16 protein-coding genes and 1 pseudogene are annotated in these 22,150 nt (G+C 64.9%); 9 read left to right on the forward strand and 8 right to left on the reverse strand.

Going from position 1 to position 22,150, the window contains the following annotated elements; all coding sequences use genetic code 11:
- Position 1 precedes the first annotated feature (1 nt).
- The 3 genes and pseudogenes from AC5RUQ_RS12640 to fdhA form a co-directional block, all read right to left on the reverse strand.
- Positions 2-925 carry a serine hydrolase gene (locus tag AC5RUQ_RS12640; RefSeq protein ID WP_493947669.1) on the reverse strand — a complete coding sequence of 308 codons (924 nt, stop codon included), beginning with the start codon at positions 923-925 and terminating at the stop codon, positions 2-4.
- Between the two features lie 115 nt (positions 926-1,040).
- Positions 1,041-1,391 carry a GNAT family N-acetyltransferase gene (locus AC5RUQ_RS12645; RefSeq protein WP_493947671.1) on the reverse strand — a complete coding sequence of 117 codons (351 nt, stop codon included), beginning with the start codon at positions 1,389-1,391 and terminating at the stop codon, positions 1,041-1,043.
- Positions 1,392-1,503: 112 nt separating this feature from the next.
- A pseudogene (gene fdhA / locus AC5RUQ_RS12650) lies at positions 1,504-2,721 on the reverse strand (formaldehyde dehydrogenase, glutathione-independent).
- Positions 2,722-3,041: 320 nt separating this feature from the next.
- Between fdhA and AC5RUQ_RS12655 the strand changes: the two are divergent.
- Positions 3,042-3,371 (forward strand): DUF6457 domain-containing protein, encoded by a 330-nt coding sequence (locus AC5RUQ_RS12655; protein WP_493947672.1) that lies wholly within the window; start codon positions 3,042-3,044, stop codon positions 3,369-3,371.
- An 18-nt stretch (positions 3,372-3,389) separates the two neighbouring features.
- Here the strand turns inward: AC5RUQ_RS12655 and AC5RUQ_RS12660 are convergent, their stop codons facing one another.
- Positions 3,390-5,717 (reverse strand): FdhF/YdeP family oxidoreductase, encoded by a 2,328-nt coding sequence (locus tag AC5RUQ_RS12660; RefSeq protein ID WP_493947673.1) that lies wholly within the window; start codon positions 5,715-5,717, stop codon positions 3,390-3,392.
- Between the two features lie 255 nt (positions 5,718-5,972).
- On the opposite strand from AC5RUQ_RS12660, the gene AC5RUQ_RS12665 reads away from it, so the two are divergent.
- From AC5RUQ_RS12665 to AC5RUQ_RS12675, 3 genes are all read left to right on the forward strand, one after another.
- The gene (locus AC5RUQ_RS12665; protein WP_493947674.1) at positions 5,973-7,688 is read left to right on the forward strand and encodes a RecQ family ATP-dependent DNA helicase; all 1,716 of its coding nucleotides are present in this window, start codon (positions 5,973-5,975) and stop codon (positions 7,686-7,688) included.
- A 52-nt stretch (positions 7,689-7,740) separates the two neighbouring features.
- Positions 7,741-8,940 carry a TerC family protein gene (locus AC5RUQ_RS12670; protein ID WP_493947675.1) on the forward strand — a complete coding sequence of 400 codons (1,200 nt, stop codon included), beginning with the start codon at positions 7,741-7,743 and terminating at the stop codon, positions 8,938-8,940.
- A 100-nt stretch (positions 8,941-9,040) separates the two neighbouring features.
- Complete coding sequence (locus AC5RUQ_RS12675; protein ID WP_493947676.1) at positions 9,041-12,655, forward strand: TM0106 family RecB-like putative nuclease; 3,615 nt, start codon at positions 9,041-9,043, stop codon at positions 12,653-12,655.
- Positions 12,656-12,709: 54 nt separating this feature from the next.
- Here AC5RUQ_RS12675 and AC5RUQ_RS12680 read toward each other — a convergent pair whose 3' ends face one another.
- The 3 genes from AC5RUQ_RS12680 to AC5RUQ_RS12690 form a co-directional block, all read right to left on the reverse strand.
- Positions 12,710-13,036 carry an acylphosphatase gene (locus AC5RUQ_RS12680; RefSeq protein WP_493947677.1) on the reverse strand — a complete coding sequence of 109 codons (327 nt, stop codon included), beginning with the start codon at positions 13,034-13,036 and terminating at the stop codon, positions 12,710-12,712.
- Positions 13,037-13,160: 124 nt separating this feature from the next.
- Positions 13,161-14,096 carry a pullulanase X25 domain-containing protein gene (locus AC5RUQ_RS12685; RefSeq protein WP_493947679.1) on the reverse strand — a complete coding sequence of 312 codons (936 nt, stop codon included), beginning with the start codon at positions 14,094-14,096 and terminating at the stop codon, positions 13,161-13,163.
- Positions 14,097-14,359: 263 nt separating this feature from the next.
- Positions 14,360-15,421, reverse strand: coding sequence for an adenosine deaminase (locus AC5RUQ_RS12690; protein ID WP_493947680.1), 1,062 nt, complete (start codon positions 15,419-15,421; stop codon positions 14,360-14,362).
- 48 nt (positions 15,422-15,469) lie between these two features.
- On the opposite strand from AC5RUQ_RS12690, the gene uvrA reads away from it, so the two are divergent.
- Both uvrA and AC5RUQ_RS12700 read left to right on the forward strand, forming a co-directional pair.
- Entirely contained in the window at positions 15,470-18,046 is a 2,577-nt protein-coding gene (gene uvrA, locus AC5RUQ_RS12695; RefSeq protein ID WP_493947682.1) for an excinuclease ABC subunit UvrA, read from the forward strand.
- Positions 18,047-18,216: 170 nt separating this feature from the next.
- Positions 18,217-18,876, forward strand: a complete 660-nt coding sequence (locus tag AC5RUQ_RS12700; protein ID WP_493947684.1) for a transglycosylase family protein — start codon at positions 18,217-18,219, stop codon at positions 18,874-18,876.
- Between the two features lie 147 nt (positions 18,877-19,023).
- Here AC5RUQ_RS12700 and AC5RUQ_RS12705 read toward each other — a convergent pair whose 3' ends face one another.
- On the reverse strand, positions 19,024-19,614 hold the full coding sequence (locus tag AC5RUQ_RS12705) for a hypothetical protein (RefSeq protein ID WP_493947686.1): 591 nt from the start codon (positions 19,612-19,614) through the stop codon (positions 19,024-19,026).
- 156 nt (positions 19,615-19,770) lie between these two features.
- On the opposite strand from AC5RUQ_RS12705, the gene AC5RUQ_RS12710 reads away from it, so the two are divergent.
- The 3 genes from AC5RUQ_RS12710 to AC5RUQ_RS12720 all read left to right on the forward strand — a co-directional run bounded on the left by AC5RUQ_RS12710 (position 19,771) and on the right by AC5RUQ_RS12720 (position 22,026).
- The gene (locus AC5RUQ_RS12710) at positions 19,771-20,685 is read left to right on the forward strand and encodes an MSMEG_6728 family protein (RefSeq protein WP_493947687.1); all 915 of its coding nucleotides are present in this window, start codon (positions 19,771-19,773) and stop codon (positions 20,683-20,685) included.
- A gap of 3 nt (positions 20,686-20,688) precedes the next feature.
- Positions 20,689-21,549 carry an SDR family oxidoreductase gene (locus AC5RUQ_RS12715; protein WP_493947688.1) on the forward strand — a complete coding sequence of 287 codons (861 nt, stop codon included), beginning with the start codon at positions 20,689-20,691 and terminating at the stop codon, positions 21,547-21,549.
- Positions 21,550-21,633: 84 nt separating this feature from the next.
- A complete protein-coding gene (locus AC5RUQ_RS12720) occupies positions 21,634-22,026 on the forward strand; it encodes a DUF1622 domain-containing protein (protein WP_493947689.1) in 393 nt (130 codons plus the stop codon).
- Positions 22,027-22,150: the final 124 nt, after the last annotated feature.

Here is a 22,150-nt window from a genome sequence, read left to right on the forward strand (position 1 = left end):
ACTAGCGTGCCTGGCCGCCGGCCTGCACGGGTGGGAACAACGATTCTTCAACGAGGCCGGTGAGCTCGCGGATGACGTCAGCCTGCCCCGGCTCTTTACTGCCCGCGGGATTCTCGGTATAGACCACCAGCACAAACGACGAGCCGCGGTACGTTAGGACTGCCGCGTCGTGAAGTTCGCCGCCAAATTCCCCGTACTTATGAAAGACCTCGACGCCGGCCTGGGACCCGGCTGGAATCAGTTCCTCGTTATTGGTGTCCTGCATGTAACCGAGCAACTGGGCGGTGTTCTCCGCGTTCAGCAGGTCCCCGGCGTAGAGCCGCTTGAGGACCAGGGCCATTTCCGCAGGAGTCAGCAGATTCTCCTCCGGATCGTAGGCGACGCCGATGGAGGCGGCATATTCAGTCAGCTGAGGGTAGCCCACCGCGTCCATCAGCAGCAGCCACGAATCGTTGTTGCTTTCGTTCACCATGGCTTCGAGTTGGAACGCCGCGTCGTAGTCCCCTAAAGGCTCATCCAACGCGGCCTCGCCGTTTTCAACCAGGTGGTAGTACGCCGCCGCCGTGATGATCTTCGCGGTGCTGGCGGCCGTAAAGGCTTCCTGGTCCCCGAAAGTCAGCGCCGCATCGCCGGACACGTCCGCCAAAGCCAGCCCGATCCTGTATTCGTCGTTCTCCTTCAGGACGGAATTGATGCGGTCCTCGAGGGAATCCGGCGCGACAGCCACGGGGGCTTCCGGGACAGCGGCGGGGACTGGACCGGCTGCGCCCGCCAACGGCCCGGACCGGACGGCTGCGAAAACAAGGCTGGCCCCAATGACCAACGCAACGGCAGAGAACAGCAGCGCCAGCAGCAGAACTCTTTGCCCTTTCCGGGACGCGCTGAAGTGACGCCCCGCCGGGCGCAGCGCTGGGTCCGCCGACATAGAACTCCTGCAACTCGGATGATCAAAAAATCACATCGGGCGCCCAGCGCACACCAATGCTAAGGCTGCTGATTAAATCACACGAGTATGGGAGCTGCCTGAGTGTCCGTGTCCGTCAGCGGGTGCGTGCCGAGAGCGCTGTGTCCAGGAACTCGAGGTGGGCTGGAGCGGTGCGGACCGTATTGCCGTCGTACTCCGGGTGCTTTGTCAGGAACTTCTTGATGTACGGGCACACGGGAACGATGCCCCGCCCGGCGCTCACCGTTTCGTCCAGGGCCGCGGTGGCGAGCTGGCCTGCGAGGCCCTGGCCGCCGTATTCCTCGTTGATCACGGTGTGGTAGAAAATCCGCTGGGGTGAGGCACCGCCGTCGTAATCCTTGTAGGCTGCCTTGCCGATCACGTTGCCGGCGTCGAGGATTTCGAAACGCTGGCGGTCGGGGTTGTGGCGGACGGTGATCTGGCTCAAGGGAACTCCTTCAATGCGGTTACGTTGCTGCCCCTGCAAAGCCTAACCCGGGCCGGGCAGCCCTTATTTCCGCATCGATTTTCCCGGCTGGACCACCGCCCGCCGTCACGCCTTAGCTCAGGTATCCGTTCGGGTTGAGGACATACTTCGTGGCTGCGCCGGCGTCGAATTCCGCGTAGCCCTTGGGTGCCTCTTCCAGGGTGATGGGCTTGGCGTTGACGTTTTTGGCGATGCTCACCCTGTCGTGCAGGATGGCCATCATCAGTTGCCGGTTGTACTTCATCACCGGGCATTGGCCCGTGGTGAAGCTCAACGACTTGGCCCAGCCGGTGCCCAGGCTGAGGCTCAGCGCGCCCTTCTTGGCGGCCTCGTCAATCCCGCCCGGGTCACCGGTGACGTAGAGGCCTGGGATGCCCAAAGCGCCGCCCGCCGCGGTGATGTCCATCAGCGAGTTCAGCACCGTGGCCGGCGCCTCCTCTGCGTCTTTTCCATGGCCGTGTCCCCTGGCCTCGAAGCCGACGGCGTCCACGCCGCAGTCCACTTCCGGTACGCCAAGGATCTGTTCGATCTGCTCCGCCGGGCCACCCTTGGTGAGGTCCGCCGTTTCGCAACCGAAGCTTCGGGCCTGTGCCAGCCGGTCCTCGTTGAGGTCACCAACAATGACGACGGCGGCGCCCAGCAACTGCGCGCTGGTCGCCGCTGCGAGGCCAACCGGGCCCGCTCCTGCCACGTAGACGGTGGAACCAACACCCACCCCGGCGCTGACCGCGCCGTGATACCCGGTGGGGAAAATATCCGAAAGCATGGCGAGGTCCAGGATTTTCTCCATCGCCCGGTCCTTGTCCGGGAACTTCAGCAGGTTCCAGTCGGCGTACGGCACCAACACCTAGTTGGCCTGGCCGCCCACCCAGCCGCCCATGTCCACGTATCCGTAGGCGCTGCCCGGGCGGTCAGGGTTCACGTTCAGGCAGATGCCGGTCTTGCGTTCCTTGCAGTTCCGGCAGCGGCCGCAGGCAATATTGAACGGCACCGAACAGAGGTCTCCGACTTTTATGAATTCGACGTCGCGGCCCACTTCCACCACCTCGCCGGTGATCTCGTGGCCCAGCACCAGATTGGGCGGTGCGGTGGTGCGTCCGCGCACCATGTGCTGGTCGGAGCCGCAGATGTTTGTGGCCACGGTCTTGAGGATCACGCCATGGTTGACGGCCCGCCCCACGTTCGCCGGATTCACGCCCGGACCGTCTTTCAGTTCAAAGCTGGGATAGTCGATGTCGATAAGTTCAACCTTGCCTGGCGCTTTGTAGGCAACGGCTCTGTTCCCTGTCATCTGTTTCTCCTGAAGTCAGGCCGGCCCGGTGGGGCAGCCGTAGTTTTGGGTAGGTGTAGTACCCCTGCAGGCAGGGCCCGGCCTGATCAATGTGGCGCCTTCTGTGGAGCCAAGTGATCGGTGCTGACGCCCCTGGCCTGAGGTTCGGCCAGTCTAGGCGGGGCAGGATGGCAGTTCCAGAGCCAGCGGGGAGGGAGATCTACCCTGTTTGGGATAGGGGGTTTTAGGGACCCCATGACTTCCGTTGCGAAGCCTTGTAGTGTCGGCACCGGAAAGCAGCCACCCAGCAGTTGGCCCGATACTCACGACAGGAGCGAACCATGGCAGTCAGTGAAGAAGAAGCACGGGTGCTCGACCAGTGGAGCAACCGGCTTGCCCAGGCGTTGCAGATTCTGGATTTGGACGTGGACAACGAGTTACTCCTTGACCTGGCCCGCAGGTCAGCGGACTCGATAATCCACCCAGCCGCCCCGGTCACCACCTTCCTGGTGGGCTATGCGGCCGGGCTGGAGGCCGGTACCGGCAGCGCGGGGACAAGGGAGGCCTCCAGCGCGGCGGTGGTTAGGGCTGCCAGTGTTGCTTTCAGGCTCTGCGACGACGGGCACGAGGGCGGCCCCGCCAGCAAGGGCTGGGCCGACACCGCGCAGTAGCTTGAAACAGCGCAGTAGTTATCCCGCCGCCGTCGGCTCCTCTTCAAGTACCGGAACGGGTTCCAGCCGGACGATTACGGCCTTGGAGGCCGGCGTCTGGCTGCCCTCGGCCACGCTCTCCAGCGGGACCAGAACATTCGCCTCCGGGTAGTAGGCGGCCGCGCAGCCGCGCGCCGACGGGTAGGACACCACCCGGTAATTCCGCAGCACCCGGTCCACACCGTCCGAATACACGCCGTGGATGTCCACGTGCTGCCCGTCCTCAAGGCCCAGCTCGGTGAGGTCCGCGGGGTTCACGAACACCACTTCGCGGCCCTTCTTGATGCCGCGGTACCTGTCGTTGTGCCCGTAAATGGTGGTGTTGAACTGGTCGTGCGAGCGCATGGTCTGCAGGATGAGGGTCCCCGCGGGGCGTTCCACATGCTCCAGTTCGTTGACAGTGAGGATGGCCTTTCCAGTTGGTGTGTTGAACGTGCGGGAGTCGCGGGGGCCGTTGGGCAGGACGAACCCACCATCCTGCCGGATCTTACGGTTGTAGTCCTCGCACCCGTTCACCACGTGGGAGATGTGATCCCGGATCAGGTCGTAGTCCTTTTCGAATCCTGCCCAGTCGGCCGACGTCCGGTCCCCCAGCGTGGCCGCGGCAAGCCGGCAGACGATGGCTATCTCGGACAGCAACCCCGGCGCCACCGGCTCAACGGTGCCATGTGAGGCGTGCACCGCACAGACGGTGTCCTCCACCGAAACGAACTGCGGTCCGGATTCCTGCCTGTCGATCTCGGTCCGGCCCAGGGTGGGCAGTATCAGCGCCTCGGCCCCAGTCACGCCATGTGAGTGGTTGAGCTTGGTGGAGATCTGGACCGAAAGCTCCGTTTTCTCCATCGCTGCTTCAGCTGCATGCGTGTCCGAAATTGCTCCCACGAAATTGCCGCCGAGGGCGATAAAAGCCTTGATGCCGCCGTCGCGCATTGCCCGGACCGTCTGGACGGCGTCCAGCCCGTGGTCACGCGGCGGTTCAAAATCGAACTCCCGCCCCAGCGCGTCCAGGAAGGCCGGCGGCATCTGTTCCCAAATGCCCATGGTCCTGTCGCCCTGGACGTTGCTGTGCCCGCGGATGGGCGAGGCGCCGGCACCTGGCTTGCCGATGTTGCCCCGGAGCAGCAGGAGGTTGATCATCTCCTTGATGGTGGCTACGCCCTTCTTCTGCTGCGTGATGCCCATGGCCCAGGTGATGATCACCTTGTCCGCGGCGAGGTAGCGGGCCGCAAGCTCGTCGATCTCCTCGATGCGCAGCCCGGTAGCCTCCAGGACGGCGGACTCGTCCAGCCGGGAGAGGTGGGCCTTGAGTTCCTCCAGCCCGTCGCAGTGCTCCGCCAGGAACTCATGGTCCAGCACGGTGCCGGGGTTCGAGGCCTCGGCCTCAAGGACACGCTTCGAGACGGCCTGCAGCAGCGCCATATCGCCGCCAATCCGCACCTGCAGGAACTGGTCCGCCAGGTCCGTGCCGTGCCCGATGATGCCCTTCACCTTCTGCGGGTTCTTGTACCGCATTAGGCCGGCCTCCGGCAGCGGATTCACGGCGACAATGCGGGCTCCGGCCTCCTTGGCTTCCTCCAGGGCGGTGAGCATCCGCGGATGGTTGGTGCCCGGGTTCTGGCCCATGATGATGATCAGGTCCGCCTTGGCGAAGTCGTCATAGGAGACCGTGGCCTTGCCCACGCCGATGGTCTGCCCCATGCCCCACCCGGAGGACTCATGGCACATGTTGGAGCAGTCCGGCAGGTTGTTGGTGCCGTAGGCGCGGATGAACAGCTGGTAGAGGAAGGCAGCCTCGTTGGACGTCCTGCCGCTGGTGTAGAACGCGGCCTGGTTGGGGTCCGGGAGGGACTTCAGCTTGTCGGCGATGATGCTGAATGCCTCATCCCAGCTGACGGGCTTGTAATGGTCCTCGCCCGCCTTCTTGTACACGGGTTCGGTCAGGCGGCCCTGCATGCCCAGCCAGTACTCGGACCTGTGCCGCAGCTCGCTGACGGGGTGCTCGTCCCAGAATTCCCGGCCGATGACCACGGGGGTGGCCTCCCAGGTCACCGCTTTGGCCCCGTTCTCGCAGAATTCAAACGTCTTGCGGTGGCCCGGATCCGGCCACGCGCAGCTCATGCAGTCGAACCCGTCCTTCTGGTTCAGCGCCAGCAGGGTCTTCCGCGAGCGCTCCACTCCCATGTGCTTGAGCGCCGGCTGCATCGAGTGATAGACCCCTGGCACACCGGCGGCCCAGGTTTTGGGGTGGCCGGTCACCTCCAGTTCGGACTCGTCCGCCTCTTCGACCTTCGGGTTCTTCCGCGTCACGCTGCACACTCCTCGGCTGTTCCTGGTCCCCACAAGCCAGGGCACACGCCGGCGGACCAGTTCCTTCCACAGTTGTTCAGGGTGGCTGGGAAGTCAAGGATGGGGCACCCCGTATGTGGACAATGGGAAAGAACCGGAGTGCCCGTTGTCCACATGGCAGTTGGTCCAGGACGACGCCGGTCCCGGCCCGCGCTAGGCTTGATGTCTCGGCTGAAGCAAGCGGCCGCAGGACCCACTGTGCGGAGCCGCTCCCAAATGTCCGACGATCTTGCCCTCAGCGCCCTTGCGGCGTCCTCCTTTTCCCTGCCCCACCTGCGCGATGGCCAGCTGGACGGAATCCGCGCCCTCGTTGAAGGCCGCGATGTCCTCGCCGTGATGCCCACCGGCTACGGCAAATCCGCAATCTACCAAGTGGCCGCCCGGCACCTTCACAACGCAACGGGGCGACCCGCCGTCGTGGTTTCCCCGCTCATCGCCCTGCAGGAGGACCAGCTGGACGGGCTGGCCGACGAGCTGGGCGAAGGGGCGGCCGTCGCCGTCAATTCCGCCCGCAGCGACGGCGAGGTGGAGGCCGCCTGGCAGGCGGCTGAGGCGGGCGAGGCTACTTTCCTGTTCCTCGCGCCCGAGCAGCTGGCCAAGCAGGAAACGGTGGACCGCATCGCCAAACTGGACATCTCCGTGTTCGTGGTGGACGAAGCACACTGCGTCTCCTCCTGGGGCCACGACTTCCGGCCGGACTACCTCAACCTCGGCAACGTCCGTGAACGGCTGGGCAACCCGCCCGTGGCTGCCCTGACCGCCACTGCCTCGCCGCCTGTGCGGGACGAGATCGCGGAGCGGCTGGGTATGACGGACCCGCTGGTCCTGGTCCACGGCTTCGACCGGCCAAATATCTCCCTCGATGTGGTCCGCCACCAGGAGGACAGGAGCAAGCGCAAGGCGGTGCTGGAGCAGGTTGCGGCGCTGGCCCGGGATGACGGGCAGGGGCTGCTGTACGCCGCCACCCGCAAGGATACGGAAAAGTATGCCGCGAAGCTCGACAAGGAAGGGCTGCGTGCGGAGGCGTACCACGCCGGCCGGTCCGCAGGAGACCGCGAGCGCATCCATGAGCAGTTCCTGGACGACCAGCTGGACGTTGTGGTGGCGACCACCGCCTTCGGCATGGGAATCGATAAGCCCAACGTCCGGTTCGTGGTCCACGCGGACATCCCGGAGGCTCTGGACGCGTACTACCAGGAGATCGGCAGGGCGGGCCGTGACGGCGACCCCGCTTCCGCAGTGCTGCACTACCGTGCCGAGGACCTTGGCCTGCGGAAGTTCTTCGGCACCCACTCCCCTGATCCGGACTCGCTGCTGGCGGTGTTGCAGGTCCTCAAGGCCGCGGGCGGACCCGCGCCGAAAGCCTCCCTGGCGGAGCTCACCGGCTTCCCCGCACGGCGCATCACCGGGCTGGTCAACCAGCTGGAGGAGACTGGCGCGGTCACCACTGGCAAGCGCGGCATCCGCCTCACCTCCAAAGCCAAACTGCCCGCCCTGGTGGACCGCGCCGTCGAGCTTGCCGAGGCCCGGCAGCGCGTGGACCAGTCGCGGCTCACCATGATGCGCGCTTACGCGGAGACGGACAGCTGCCGGCGGCAGTTCCTGCTGGGCTACTTCGGCGAGGACCTGCCGGAACCGTGCGGCAACTGCGACGCCTGCGCGGATGCTGCCAGCCGCGCGGGTGCTCCCGGTGATGCTCCTGCCTGGGGAACAGGGAGGCACGACGACGGCGGCCCGGGGTCCCCGGAACAGGCGGCCTCAAGTGCCGGGGACCCGTTCCCGCTCCAATCGTCGGTGGTCCACAAGGAGTGGGGTCCGGGGCTGGTGATGCGGCACGAGGACGACGTCATCACCGTCCTGTTCGAGCAGGAGGGATACAAGACCCTGTCCCGTACCGCCGTCGTGGAGCACGAACTCCTGAAGCCTGCTTAGGTGCTGCCGGCTTAGGTACGCTGGAAGGACACCCCGACGAAAGGCCCGCCGCGTGGAAGTACCTTCTTATGTCTGGACCCTGACAATTACAGGAATTGTTGGCCTGCTGGCCTTCGACTTCTTTTTCCACGTGCGGAAGGCCCACACGCCGTCGCTCAAGGAATCCGCCACCTGGTCCGCCATCTATGTGGGTATCGCGCTGCTGTTCGGACTGGGAGTGCTGGTTTTCGGCGGGCCCACCATGGGCACGGAGTACTTCGCCGGATACGTGACGGAGAAGGCACTGTCCATTGACAACCTGTTTGTGTTCCTCATCATCATGGCCAGCTTCAAGGTGCCGCGTGCGGACCAGCAGAAGGTACTGCTGTTCGGCATCGTCTTCTCGCTGATCGCCCGCACCGCGTTCATCTTTTTGGGTGCCGCGCTGATCAACAGCTTCGCATGGGTGTTCTACATCTTCGGGCTCATCCTGCTCGTCACCGCCGGCAACCTGCTCCGTCCTAACGCCCACGACGACGAGTCCGAAGGCCTGGTGGTCCGGCTCGCCAAGAAGTTCCTTCCGGCGTCGGAACACTACGACGGCGACAAACTGTTCACCATGGAGAACGGCAAGCGCGTCCTCACGCCAATGCTGCTGGTAATGGTGGCCATCGGTGGCACGGACATTCTTTTTGCCCTTGATTCCATTCCGGCGATCTTCGGCCTGACCCAGAACGTGTTCATCGTCTTCACGGCCACCGCTTTCTCCCTGATGGGCCTGCGGCAGCTGTTCTTCCTGATCGACGGCCTGCTGGACCGTCTGATCTTCCTCTCCTACGGCCTTGCAGCAATCCTTGGCTTCATCGGCGTAAAGCTCATCCTGCACGCCCTCCACGAGAACACGCTTCCGTTCATCAACGACGGCCAACACGTCAACGTGGTGGAAGTCAGCACCCAGGTCTCCCTGAGCGTGATCCTCGGCGTCCTGCTGGTCACCGTCCTGGCATCCATCTTCAGCCCCAAGGGCAAGGCCAAGAACGCTGTGTCCGGCGCCAAGCGCCACGCCAACGAGTACCTGGACCTCAACTACGAGACGGACATGGTGGAGCGGGACAAGATCTTCGCAAAGATGTGCCGCGAGGAGGACCAGATCCGCAAGCTGCCCGAGAAGTACAAGAAGCTCATCCGCAACGAGACCGAGTTCATGGACCTGCTGCGGAAGGCTCACATCGAGCACGACAAAGCCCAGGTGCGCGCGGACGCGAAGGGCTGACCCGGCCGTATTGTCAGGGCCTCTTGCTAGGTTGGAGTCATAGCCCGGGGAACCTTCCTTAGGCTGATGATCACAGCCCGGCTGTCGATGGGGAGGCCCCGTGTTTTTGCTCGAAGCTGCAAAGGCCGGCGCGCCGCCGGACCTGGTGTTCTCCGCCAGCGACCTGGTGGCGGCCAGCGAATGTGAGTACCGCACGCTCCGGATCCTGGACGAAAAGCTGGGCCGCGCGCCTAAAGCCGACTTTCAGGCTGACGAGATGCAGGTCCGTGCCGGTGAGCTTGGTGACAAGCATGAGCAAACCGTCCTGGCCAGCCTGATCGCCAAGTACGGACAATGGGATGCCAGCCGGGCTGCGGGTGTTTACTCCCTGGAGCGAGGGCAGAACCTGCGCGGGGACCTGCAGGCAAAGCACGCCGAAACTGAGCTCGCCCTTCGTTCCGGGGCCGACGTCGTTTTCCAGGCCACCTTCTTCGACGGCGAATTCCTCGGGTACGCGGACTTCCTCGTCAACGAAGCCGCCGGCACCGGCAGCCCGGGGCGCTACGAAGTCTGGGACACGAAGCTGGCCCGGCACGCGAAAGTGGGCGCACTGCTGCAGCTGGCTGCGTACGGGGACCAGCTTCTTGGGATGGGACTCGAGCCCTCCCCGACAGTTACCCTGGTGCTCGGCACCCGCGTGGGTGACGACTGGCTCCGCAGCAGCCACCCGCTTTCGGATTTGCTGCCTGTTTTCCGGGAGCGGCGCCGCCGGTTCCGCGAGTTGACAGGCCAGCACCGGTCGGCCAGTACCGCCGTGCAGTGGCAGCAGCCCGGGCTCGTCCACTGCGGCAGGTGTGACTACTGCGCGGAGCAGGTGCAGGTACACCGGGACCTGTTGATGGTGGCCGGCATGTCCGTGGTGCAGCGCAGGAAGCTGAATGCTGTAGGCATCCGCACCATCGACCAGTTGGCGGCACTGCCCGTCGAGGAAGCCAAAAATTCTGTGGTCCGGCTGCGGGCCCAGGCCCGGATGCAGCTGGGCCTGGATGCTCCGGCCGGATCGCGGACCTTCATGAAGGACGGCCAGCCGCATACGGTCTCGTTCACGGTGCTGCCGGAGAACACCATCGGTTCCCTTCCGGCTCCCAGCCCTGGCGATATCTTTTTTGACTTCGAGGGTGACCCGCTCTGGCAGGACCCTGCCACCGGAGCCTGGGGCATTGAGTACCTGTTCGGCGTGATTGAGGCTCCGGTTCCGGGCAGTCCCGGCAATCCTGTTTTCCGCCCGTTCTGGGCCCACTCCCGCTCCGAGGAGCGGCGCGCTTTCCTGGACTTCCTGGAATACGTGGAGGAGCGGCGGGCACGCTACCCGGACATGCACGTCTACCACTACGCCGCCTACGAAAAGACAGCGCTGCGAAACCTCTCCCTTGCCCACCAGGCCGGCGAGGACACTGTGGACGCCTGGCTCCGGGAGGGCCTGCTAGTCGACCTTTACGCCACGGTCCGGCAGTCCTTGCGCATTTCCGAAGCGTCGTACTCCATCAAAAGGCTCGAACCACTGTACATGGGCAGCAATTTGCGCTCCGGGGACGTCAAGGATGCCGGCGCATCAGTAGTCGCCTACGCGGCCTACTGTGCAGCCCGGGATGCGGGGAACGCCGCAGAGGCCGAGAAGGTCCTCACGTCGATTTCCGACTACAACCAGTACGACTGCCTTTCCACCCTCCGGCTGCGGGACTGGCTCCTGGAGATTGCCGGGAAGCCGGCTGCGGGGGCCGCCCCGGAGGCAGAAGCGGGACAACGCACCGGGTCCGCACCGGCGGAACGCCCGGCGGCCCCGGAAGAAACTGCCGAGGAGTCCAGGCTGCGCGAATATCTCGCCGGGCTGCCGGACAACCGCCCCTGGACGGACGACGAACGTGCCATCGCCATGGTGGCTGCCGCTACTGGCTATCACCGCCGCGAACGCAAGCAGTTCTGGTGGCAGCACTTCGACAGGGTGGAAGCGCCCATCGAGAACTGGTCCGACCAGCGGAACGTGTTTGTGGTGTCTTCGGCGGAAGTGACGTCCGACTGGGCCCTCGCCAAGCCCCGGGAACGGATGCGTACCCGGATACTGCGGCTCCACGGCACCATGACGGAGGGATCGGACTTTCGAGCGGACTCCAGCTGGTGCCGGCTCTACGATGCACCGCCGCCGGACGGCATGGCCGATCCCGACGCCGCTCCCGGCACCCGGGCGTTCACGTTCGGGACCAGGATCAGCGAGGTTGAGCCGGCGCCGGACAACCCGGAGCACACACTCATCACCATCGCCGAGCGTGAGTCCGGAAAGGTTGCCGCCTACCCGCACCTTCCCGTTGCCCTCACGGAGGACCAGCCCCTGGCCACCGCCAGCATCGAAGCTGCCATCGCGGAAATCGCCGGCAGCGTCGGCTCTTCCGTGCCGCACCTGCCTGCCCACCCGGGACTGGACATCCTGCGTAAACAGCCCCCGCGTTTCCGCGCCCTCCAGCAGCCCGTGGACGTCCCGCACCGGCCGGACGGTTCCGCGGACTACGCCGCCGCAATCACCGATTCCGTCCGCGACCTCGACCGTTCCTACCTCGCCGTCCAGGGGCCGCCGGGGACGGGAAAGACGTACGTCGGCGCCCACGTCATCGGCCGGCTGATTAGTGAAGGCTGGAAGATCGGGGTTGTAGGCCAGTCGCATAACGTGGTCGAAAACCTGCTCTGCTGCGCCATCAAAACCGGCGGCGTCGATCCGGCTGTGGTGGCCAAGAAGCTTTCGTCGCCGCACGACGTTCCATGGAAGTCCTCCGCCGACGGTGATGTCGCCAGGCTGTTGGCTTCTCCCGGCGGCTGCCTCGTAGGCGGCACCGCATGGACCATGACGGGCAAGGAAGTTCCGGCCGGTTCCCTGGATCTACTGGTCATTGACGAGGCGGGGCAGTTCTCGCTCGCCAACACCCTGGCTGTCTCCCGCGCGGCCAAACGGCTTCTCCTGCTCGGTGATCCGCAGCAGCTGCCGCAGGTCTCGCAGGGCGCGCACCCGGAGCCGGTGGACGAATCCGCGTTGGGCTGGCTCGCCGCAAGGCACGCCACCCTGCCTGCCAACCTTGGCTATTTCCTGGCCGACAGCTGGCGGATGCACCCGGATTTGTGCCGTGCAGTCTCCCAACTGAGCTACGACGGGAAACTCCAGTCCGCCCCTGCGGCTTCCCAACGCCAGCTTGAGGGATTGCCTGCAGGGGTTGAAACTGCCTTCGTCAACCACACTGGCAACACCACCGCGTCGAAGGAGGAAGCCGCCGAGGTTGTGCGCCAGGCGCGGCGGCATCTTGGGCTGAAGTGGACTCCCGGCACGGATGCAGAGTCACGTCCCCTTGGACAGGAAGACCTCTTGGTGGTGGCCGCGTACAACGCGCAGGTCCACCTGATCCGGAAATCCCTCGAAGAGGAAGGCCTGACCGGCGTTCGGGTCGGAACAGTAGACAAGTTCCAGGGCCAGGAGGCACCGGTGGTGCTGGTTTCGATGGCGTGTTCGGCCGTCAGCGAGGCACCCCGCGGGGCGGAGTTCCTGCTGAACAGAAACCGGATCAACGTTGCGGTATCGCGCGGGCAGTGGCGGGCGGTCATCATCCGCTCCCCCGAACTGACCAGCTACATGCCGCACCGGCCCGCCGCCTTGGAGGAGCTCGGTGCCTTCATCGGCCTCAGCCCGCGGGAGTGAGGCAACAGGGAAAGGCAATCCCGCGAGGGAGTGGCAGGCCTACACGTTTGCCGCTCAGCGGGCCCGGAAACTGCGGAAGCTGCCTTCAGCGGGTGACAGCGAGTCCTCCACGCGCTCAACCCGGCCGGGCGTGGCATCGGAGTTCAGCCACGCGCGGAGCTCGTGGATTTTCCATTGGGGCCCCTCGGCCACCAGGGCGACCGAACCGTCGTCGAGGTTCTTCACCTCACCGGTGAGGCCAAGCTCCTCCGCCTTGCCCATGGTCCAGAAGCGGAAGCCAACCCCCTGGACGACGCCGAAAACGCGGGCAGTCAGCCGCACGGCCTCCGAGGCATCCGACGGATCGGACGCATCGGACGACGAAGATTGCCTGTCAGTCATCGGGGCTCCCCTCTGCTAACCAACCACTGCTCGGCGGCCGCCGTCCCAACCAGGTCGCAGTTAACGCTCCGAAAACGGGTTTTCACGGCGTTAAGTGCGACCCAGTTGGGCGGGCTTTGGGCGCTTAGTTGATGGTGATGTCGCGGGTGCGGTGGTTGTAACGGATGGTCACCGTGCCGCCGTCGTGGTGCAGTTCGTGGTTGGGACCGTCGAACGTGCCGAAAGCGCCGTAATTCTCATCCCAGGACCGGTTCAGGGCGATCTTGAAGGTGTAGTTGCCGGCCGGCAGTTCAGCGCTCTTCTTCCAGAGCTGGTCCAGGAAGTCGAACTCCATCTGCGCTTCGTCGTACTGCGGAGCCCAGTTCTCGGGTGCGCCAAGGATGGTGTTGAAATCGCCGGCGACGGCCACCGCTTCGGGCTGCGGGTGCGTCTCGACATCCGGGTCCTCGAAGGAACCAACAGCAGCAGGTGCTGCTGCCTCCTCAGTGGTCTTGGCCGGAGCCTTGCCCTTGCGCACAGCCTTCACAACGGGCTCGACGGCGTCTTCGAGCACCTTCGCTGCCTTGCCCACGGCCGCAGCGGCCTTCTTGGCAGGAGTCTTCTTCGCGGGCTTCTTGGGCTCCGTCGTGGCGGCGGTCTCCACCGGCGCCACGGTTTCGGCGGTGGCGAAGGTCGGGCGCACGAAACCTGCGGGAGCCGTGGGAACCGGGGTTTCGGCAGGAACGGGGGTGCCGGCGTCGAGCGCGGAGGCGAAGGACACCGGATCCGAGAACGCCACCGTGGCGCGCATGCCGTCTTCGGTGATGGTCCAGCCGGAGCGGCCCTTGACCAGCCAGCCGGCCTTGACCAGCTTCGCGGTGGCTGAAGTCAGCGTCTTGTGGCCGCGGGGAATGCCGCCGCTGAGCAGTTCGCGCTCATGGTCGTTGAACGGCACCCGGGCGGTAGCCTCAGCGAGGACCTGGCCCGCGTTCAGTGCATCACCGGACCACACGCCTTCGGTCAGGACATCCAGCACGGTCTTGAGTCGAAGGAAGGTGTTTTCTGCGGTGGACTTGGCCATGATTCCCCTTTTATAAAGCGATCGGTCTTAGGCATCATGCCAACTGCCCGTTAAATCGCGCGACTTGAAATGGTTAACTCTGCGTGTCGTGACCGACTATGAAGCGGACATTCCACCAAGTGAGTCTGGAGTATCGGGTAAAGGGCTGAACTGCACAACCCCGTAGCGCTGGCATGGGTGCCGCTCCGCACCTTCCCGGATACGCCTGCGGCACCAAGTTTAGCGGTATCAGGGCGGGGACGTTGCGTGAGACACAGCAGGCGTCAGTGGGTTACTTCGCCGCTGTTCAATTCGTCCAGCAGCTCCGCCTTCCGCTCCTCCGAAGCGAAGGACGAATGGATGGAGTTTGCGGCCAGCCGGGCCTTGTCAAAATCAGAGAGTTCGAACACCGTTTCCAGCTGGGCGAAGTTGTCGTCCACGTAGCCACCGAAGTACGCGGGATCGTCCGAGTTGACCGAAACATTGAGTCCCGCCGCGAGCATTGCGGGCAGCGGGTGGTCGGCAAGGGTGTCCACGGCGCGCAGCCGCACGTTGGAGAGCGGGCACACGGTCAGCGGGATCCGGGCGTCAACGAGGCGCTCCACGAGGTCCGGATCGTCCATGCAGCGGATGCCGTGGTCAATCCGCTCCACTCCGAGGATGTCCAAGGCTTCAATAATGTACGACGCCGGTCCCTCCTCGCCAGCGTGGGCGGTCAGCCGCAGGCCCGCTTCGCGCGCCTTGTCGTAAAGCCGCTCAAACTTCGACGGCGGATTGCCCACCTCCGCGGAGTCCAGGCCGATCGCAGCAATGGGGGCGTTCATTGCCAGCAGTTCGCCCAGGACTTCCAGCGCTGACTCCTCGGGGAGGTCCCGCAGGAAGGCGGCGATCAGCAGGGTGGAGATTCCGAAGTCCTCTTCGGACGTCGCCAGCACCGATGCGACGCCGTTGACGCAGGTTTTCAACGGGATACCGCGGGAGAGGTGGGCCTGGGGGTCCATCATTATTTCGGCATGCCGCACGCCGGCAGCGGCGGCACGCTCAAGGTAGGCGTAGGTCATGTCCGCGAAATCTTCCTCCGTCTGCAGTACCGCCATGTTGGCGTAGTACAGGTCAAGGAAGGACTGCAGGTCCGTGAACTCGTACTTTTCGCGAAGTTCGTCCAGGCCGCTGTACGGCAACACGATGCCATTCCGCTCCGCGAGCGCAAAGATCAACTCCGGCTGGAGTGTCCCCTCAATGTGGAGGTGCAGTTCCGCCACCGGCAGGAGCCTGCCAGGGACCTCGAGCTCAACTGCATCAGGTTCGGTTTCAAGCGCGGCAGCACCGGCCGCAAAGTTATCCATCCGGTCAGGATAATGCCCGCCGCCGGATTCGCCACTAGAGTCGAACCAATGCAGAACACTAAGCACGCTGATGACCTGCAGTATTCACCTCCCACCCACGCAACCGATGGTTTTGTCCGGGTGCGCGGAGCCCGCGAGAACAATCTCCGCAACGTGGACGTTGATGTTCCGCGCGATGCAATCGTGGCGTTCACCGGGGTTTCCGGCTCCGGGAAGTCATCACTTGCCTTCGGTACGATCTACGCGGAGGCCCAGCGCCGCTACTTCGAATCTGTAGCCCCGTACGCCCGCCGCCTCATCCAGCAGGGGCACAATCCCAAAGTGGAGCTGATCAGCGGCCTGCCGCCCGCCGTCGCGCTTCAACAGCGCCGCGGCGCACCCAGCAGCCGGTCCACGGTGGGTACTGTCACCACGCTCTCCAACTCCCTGCGCATGCTCTTTTCCCGCGCGGGCACCTACCCGGCCGGCAGCGCACAGCTGGACTCGGACGCTTTCTCTCCCAATACAGCCGCCGGGGCGTGCCGGGAATGCCACGGCCTGGGCATAGCCCACACCGTCACTGAATCCTCGCTGGTCCCGGACCCGTCATTGAGCATCCGTGATGGCGCCATCGCTGCCTGGCCCGGCGCGTGGCAGGGAAAGAACCTGCGGGACATCCTTGTACACCTGGGTTACGACGTCGACATCCCGTGGCGCAAACTGCCGAAGAAACACCGCGACTGGATCCTCTTCACCGAGGAACAGCCCGTGGTGGAGGTGACTCCCCAGCGTGACCGCGTGGCCAAACCGTACAAGGGGCGCTTCTGGAGTGCCAGGAGCTATGTGCTCCATACGCTGGCCGATTCGCAGAGCGCCGCCATGCGCGAGCGGGTGCTGGCGTTTATGGAGTCAGGGCCGTGCCCGCTCTGTTCCGGGACGGGGCTGACACCGGAGGCCTTGGCGGTGACGTTTGCCGGCAGGACAATCGCGGAACTCAACCGCCTCCCCATGGCGGACCTCGCGGAGATCGTCCGGCCCACGTCGGAGTTGGCCGACGCCGGCACGGCCTCACGCACGCAGGTTTCCGGCGAGTCGAACGAGGTTGCGGTAGCGATCACCAGGGACCTGCTCCACCGCATCACCGTCCTGCTGGACCTCGGGCTGGGCTACCTCGCCCTGGGCCGGGCTACGCCCACCCTGTCGCCGGGCGAGATGCAGCGGCTGCGCATCGCCACCCAGCTGCGCTCCGGCCTCTTCGGCGTGATCTACGTGCTGGACGAACCGTCAGCCGGACTCCATCCGGCCGACGCAGAACCCCTCCTGGACGTCCTGGAACAACTGAAGGCATCGGGCAACTCGGTGTTCGTGGTGGAGCACAACATGGACGTGGTCCGCAGGGCCGATTGGCTGGTGGACGTGGGCCCGCGGGCGGGCGAAGGCGGCGGTGAGGTGCTCTACAGCGGGCCAGTGGACGGGCTGGCCGGCATCGAGGCCTCCGTCACCAGGCCGTTCCTTTTTGGCGACGCCATGCCACAAGTGCCCGGGGTTGCGCGTAAGGAGAAGACAAGGGAGCCTGCGGGATGGCTGGAGTTGACGGACGTCAGCCGGCACAACCTGCGCGGACTGAATGCCCGTTTTCCCCTTGGCGTCCTTACTGCCGTGACCGGCGTTTCGGGCTCGGGAAAGTCCACCCTTGTCAGCCGGGTGCTTGGCGAGGTTGTCGGCTCCGGACTGAGATCGCCTGCTGAGACTGAGGAGTCCCCGGAGCCCCTTGCCCTGGGAGACGCCACGGGAGTCGACCACATCGACCGCCTGGTGACCGTGGACCAGAAACCCATCGGGCGGACGCCGCGCTCCAACCTGGCTACCTACACGGGACTTTTCGACGCTGTCCGCAAGGAATTTGCTGCCACCGAACAAGCCAAGCTCCGCGGCTTCGGTGCGGGCAGGTTTTCGTTCAACGTGGCCGGCGGGCGCTGTGAGACCTGCCAGGGCGAGGGCTTTGTGGCAGTGGAACTGCTCTTCCTGCCCGGCAGCTACGGACCTTGCCCGGAATGCGCCGGATCCCGCTACAACCCCGAAACGCTCGAGGTGGAGTACCGCGGCAAGACCGTGGCGGACGTGCTGGCCATGACCGTGGACCTCGCCGCGGAGTTCCTGGTCCACGTCCCTGCGGCCGCCCGGAGCCTGAAGAGCCTGCAGGACGTCGGGCTCGGCTATCTTCGGCTCGGGCAGCCGGCCACGGAACTGTCCGGTGGAGAGGCGCAGCGCATCAAACTGGCCAGTGAGCTTCAGCGGGCGCAGCGGGGCCACACCCTGTACCTGCTGGATGAGCCCACCACCGGCCTGCACCCCGCCGACGTGGAATTGCTGATGGCGCAGCTCCACGGACTGGTGGACGCCGGAAACTCCGTGGTGGTTGTTGAGCATGAGATGGCTGTGGTGGCCGGTGCGGACTGGGTAATCGATCTGGGACCGTCAGGCGGGGACAAAGGCGGGCAAGTTATGGCAATGGGGACACCCGCCGTCGTCGCGCAGTCCCAGGAAAGCCGCACTGCCCCGTATCTGGCCGCCGCCCTCGTTCAGGGAAGCACCAGCCAACGCCCAGAAAAATCTCGATTTGATAACGGCCGGTTGATGTCCTAGCGTGAAGTGCAAGCCCGCGAACGTGGGCGCATGAATGCCCGGTGCTGCCTCCACCAGAACTGCCCAGCTGGCAGCCACCGAACTTGACCTCTATTTGTCAGGGGTGGGCAGTGGCGCGATGATCTCCGGGGACGGAACCAGCGCAGGTGGCCTTCAGGAGCATCACCATCATGAAAAACACCCCTTTCCGTACTGCCGCGCGCCGCGGAGCCACCGTGGCCGCCATTTCGGCTGCAGGCATCGCCCTTTCCGCCACCGGGGCCAACGCCGCCACCAGCACGTCCACCTGGGATGCCCTCGCCCAGTGTGAGAGCGGCGGCAACTGGGCCATCAACACGGGCAACGGCTACAGCGGCGGCCTGCAGTTCAGCCCCAGCACCTGGGCTGCTTACGGCGGCACAGGTTCAGCCGCCAATGCCAGCCGTGAGCAGCAGATTGCCGTAGCCGAGCAGGTCCAGGCGTCGCAGGGTTGGGGCGCCTGGCCGTCCTGCGCTGCGCAGCTCGGCCTGAGCGGAGGTGCCACCGGCGTCGCACCGCAGAGCGTTCCCGTCCAGAGCGCCCCGGTCCAAGCGGCACCTGTCCAGGTGGCGCCCGTTCAGGCCGCGCCCGTTGTCTCGGCGCCTGCCGTCCAGGCGCCTGTGGCCAGGCACGTCACGTCGGTGGCCCTGAGCGGCGAGACCTACACGCTGCAGGCCGGCGATACCCTGAGCATCGTGGCCCAGAAGCTGGGCATCCAGGGCGGCTGGCAGCACCTTGCCGACGCGAACCTGGATACCATTTCTGACCCGAACCTCGTCTTCGAGGGACAGGTCATCCAGCTTCCCGCGTAAGCGACGGCACGTTAGTGCCCGGGTCCCGCACAGGGCTCCCTCATCGGTCGGCGATAGACAAATTCCGTTGACCAAAAAACGACGCCGGCACGCCCCCAAAAGGGGCGGGCCGGCGTCGTACTTTTTTATGTGGTGCAGACGCAGGACTTAGCTGGCCACGGGCAGTTCGCGGACGATCCGGACCTTCCAGGCAGATTCGTCGGAGGTGTCCAGGAGGGCAACGGTCCCGTGGGCCAGGTTGAGGGCGACGCGCTTGGCGGCCAGGAGCTCCAGGTAGAGGTGCTCGTTCATGCGGCTGGGGGTGTCGATCATGTACTTCACGGCGTCGCGGACCTTGCGGTAGTTTGCGCTGCGTTCGCGGTGCAGGTGCAGCTCCAGCGCCGACTGCTGCTTGAGACGGGGCTCGTGGCGGTTCAGCCAAGTAACCGCGGCGTGAACGCCGACGACGAGGGTGAGCGAGACGGCATAAATCCACCATCCGCTGGAGAGCAGGAAGAGCGGCAGGTTGGCGATAGCCACGATCGCGATAACGACGCGCGCAGCTGCGATGCGGCGCATGGTGGTGGCGACGGCAGCCATGCCGGCGCGGAAGCCGTGCTGCTCCTTGCGCGCTGCCTCAGGGTCAAGGGTAAATTCATCAAGGACCAGGATGCCCTTGAGTTCCGGACTCAGCATCTGCCCGTAGCGGGGCACGAAGGAGTGGGTGGTTCCGGTGGTTTTTTCAACTGAAGATGTCATGAGAAGGCTTCCAAAACGCTGGGGTGGTTGCGGTGATCTTAGTGGTTCCGTCCATCCGGTGTATGCATAGGTCCACTATGTGAACATTTCAGTGCCCCGTCTGTGGCGCCGGGCACTGCAATTGGCACATCCGCCCGCTGCCGTCAGACTGAAGGGATGCAAACTTTCCTCCCGTACCCCGATTTCCGGCAGAGCGCCGCCGCCTTGGACACTGCCCGGCTCGGCAAGCAGCGCGTCGAGGCGCTGCAGACGCTCCGGTCCCTGGTGATTCCCGGATACGGCTGGCAGACCCACCCGGCGATCCGGATGTGGATGGGTTACGTGCCCGCACTGACCATGTACGGGCTGGCGATGGTGGACGAGTGGACCAAGCGCGGGCACCCCGACAAGACCCGCGAAAACATTACCGAGTTCGCCCCGCAGGCCGCCCACCCGGACTACGCCTCGAAGATTCCTATGCCGCCGTGGCTTGGAGATCCGGATTTCCACCTCAGCCACCGCTCCAAGCTGGTGCGCAAGGAACCCAAGTTCTACAGCTCCATCTTTACTGATGCGGTACCGGACATGGATTACCTCTGGCCTGAACCCAAGCATGAGTTCCTGCCGCATGAACCCGAAGGTGACATTCTCTGGATCCTCCGTTCGCCGCATGCCGACGTCGATCCCCAAACGTTGAACACTGTGGCCCTGCCGCCCGTGCATGGGTTCACCGCTGCCGTGGCTGCTGATTCCGACGACGATTACACCCCGGTGTACATCGAGGACGGATCCCGGCGCCCCTCGAAGCAGCCCCGGAAGGCCCCGCCGAAGCAACTGGTGAAGAAACCCACCCGCAAGCGCCTGGCGCAGGAGGAGGCCTTCTCCACGCTGCCCGGGAAGACGCCCGTTGCTGTCCCCTTCGAACACGGTGCCAAGTTTGCCGTGGGACAGGTGGTGGGCCGGCCCATCAAGCTCGACGACGGCAGGTTCGGTCGGAACTTCACTGTCACGGAGATCATCGACCGGTCCGCCTTTGCCTACCCTGCACTCCTGCAGGACCCGCGCGTGTTCTTCCCGGTGGAGGCACCGTAAAGCATGACAATCCTCCTTGCCGGCTGTGGCGATCTCGGAACCGAAGCCGGACTACGTTTCGCTGCCCAAGGCCACCGCGTGGTTGGCTGGCGCCGCTCGCCCCAGAAGCTGCCAGCCGCGATCGAAGGTGTGGCGGCTGACCTGAGCGCAGCCGACCTGCCGCCGGTCCCGCCCGACACCACCGCCGTCGTGATAGCCGTAGCTGCAGACTCACCAACGGAGGAGGCCTACCGGTCTGCGTACGTGCAGGGCGTCGCCAATGTCCTTGACGCATTGGAGCGCGACGGCGTGACGCCGGAGCGGGTGCTCTTCGTCTCTTCCACCGCTGTTTATGGCGACGCCAGCGGCGGCTGGGTTGATGAGCGCACGACGGCGGTTCCCGGCAGCTTCTCAGGGCGGGTTCTTCTGGAGGCCGAGGAACTCCTCCATGCCAGGTTTACTGGGACAGCAACCGAGGCGGTCGCACTCCGCCTGGGTGGCATCTATGGCCCCGGCAGGACGCGGTTGATCGACCAGGTACGCAGTGGTTCAGCCATCATCCCGGAAGACGTCCGCTACACCAACCGCATCCATCGCGACGACGCTGCTGCTGCCATCGTCCATCTGGCCACTCTGCCTTCAGCGCCGGCGCCTGTTTACATCGGGGTGGACGACGATCCCGCCGACCTCGGCGCCGTGCTCCGCTTTCTTGCCGCGGAGATGGGTTTGGTTGAGCCTCCCGTTGGGGATGCAGGCCCGGCGCGCGGGGGCAACAAGCGCTGCAGCAACGCTCTCCTCCACAGCACTGGTTTCGAGTTCGTCTTTCCGTCGTTCCGCGAGGGCTATCGGGACATTCTCGCCGGCAACGGGGTCCGGCACCCATAGCTCAAAGACCTTCCCCCGGCCTGCCAGCGCTAGGCTGTCCCCTGGACGGCAGCAACTTTGAGACGCAAGTGAGGCAAGGGAACCGTGGATTTTCGACACATCATTGAGACGGTCGGAGAGTTCGTCGACTTTGCCGGGGTGGCTGTTATGGTCATCGGTGCCCTGGTTTCCATTCCTCTGGCACTCCGTGGGCACCAGCCGCGTAACCTGCCTGCGGGGGCTGAAAACCTCAGCGTTTACCGTCTCTACCGGCAGCTGCTGGGCAGGTCCATCCTGCTGGGCCTCGAACTCCTGGTCGCCGCCGACATCATTCGCACCGTGGCTGTCACTCCGACGTTCGAAAGCGTCGGGGTTCTGTCCATCATTGTGCTGATCCGGACCTTCCTTAGCTTTTCGTTGGAGCTGGAAATTACGGGCCGGTGGCCGTGGCAGAAGGAGAAGCGCACCTCGGATTCCGCGGAAGCCCCGTCGCGCTGACCACCAACGCGGCCTTACTGTAGGTTTTCCACATAGCGTCTTTGGCTGGCACTTTTGTCAGTGGTCTTTGGCAGAGTTGTCCTATGGAAGCCAGTGGGGATCAGCTTGCGGAGTACGGCGGTTC

It is taken from the genome of Arthrobacter sp. MDT2-3 (assembly GCF_059090465.1).

Excerpts from the sequence above, each read along its gene's own strand:
- AC5RUQ_RS12685 (WP_493947679.1), bottom strand. The coding sequence starts at position 14,096 with ATGGCCAAGTCCACCGCAGAAAACACCTTCCTTCGACTCAAGACCGTG.
- AC5RUQ_RS12655 (WP_493947672.1), top strand. The coding sequence starts at position 3,042 with ATGGCAGTCAGTGAAGAAGAAGCACGGGTGCTCGACCAGTGGAGCAAC.
- AC5RUQ_RS12680 (WP_493947677.1), bottom strand. The coding sequence starts at position 13,036 with ATGACTGACAGGCAATCTTCGTCGTCCGATGCGTCCGATCCGTCGGAT.
- AC5RUQ_RS12710 (WP_493947687.1), top strand. The coding sequence starts at position 19,771 with ATGCAAACTTTCCTCCCGTACCCCGATTTCCGGCAGAGCGCCGCCGCC.
- AC5RUQ_RS12705 (WP_493947686.1), bottom strand. The coding sequence starts at position 19,614 with ATGACATCTTCAGTTGAAAAAACCACCGGAACCACCCACTCCTTCGTG.
- AC5RUQ_RS12700 (WP_493947684.1), top strand. The coding sequence starts at position 18,217 with ATGAAAAACACCCCTTTCCGTACTGCCGCGCGCCGCGGAGCCACCGTG.
- AC5RUQ_RS12665 (WP_493947674.1), top strand. The coding sequence starts at position 5,973 with ATGTCCGACGATCTTGCCCTCAGCGCCCTTGCGGCGTCCTCCTTTTCC.
- AC5RUQ_RS12715 (WP_493947688.1), top strand. The coding sequence starts at position 20,689 with ATGACAATCCTCCTTGCCGGCTGTGGCGATCTCGGAACCGAAGCCGGA.
- uvrA (WP_493947682.1), top strand. The coding sequence starts at position 15,470 with ATGCAGAACACTAAGCACGCTGATGACCTGCAGTATTCACCTCCCACC.
- AC5RUQ_RS12690 (WP_493947680.1), bottom strand. The coding sequence starts at position 15,421 with ATGGATAACTTTGCGGCCGGTGCTGCCGCGCTTGAAACCGAACCTGAT.
- AC5RUQ_RS12640 (WP_493947669.1), bottom strand. The coding sequence starts at position 925 with ATGTCGGCGGACCCAGCGCTGCGCCCGGCGGGGCGTCACTTCAGCGCG.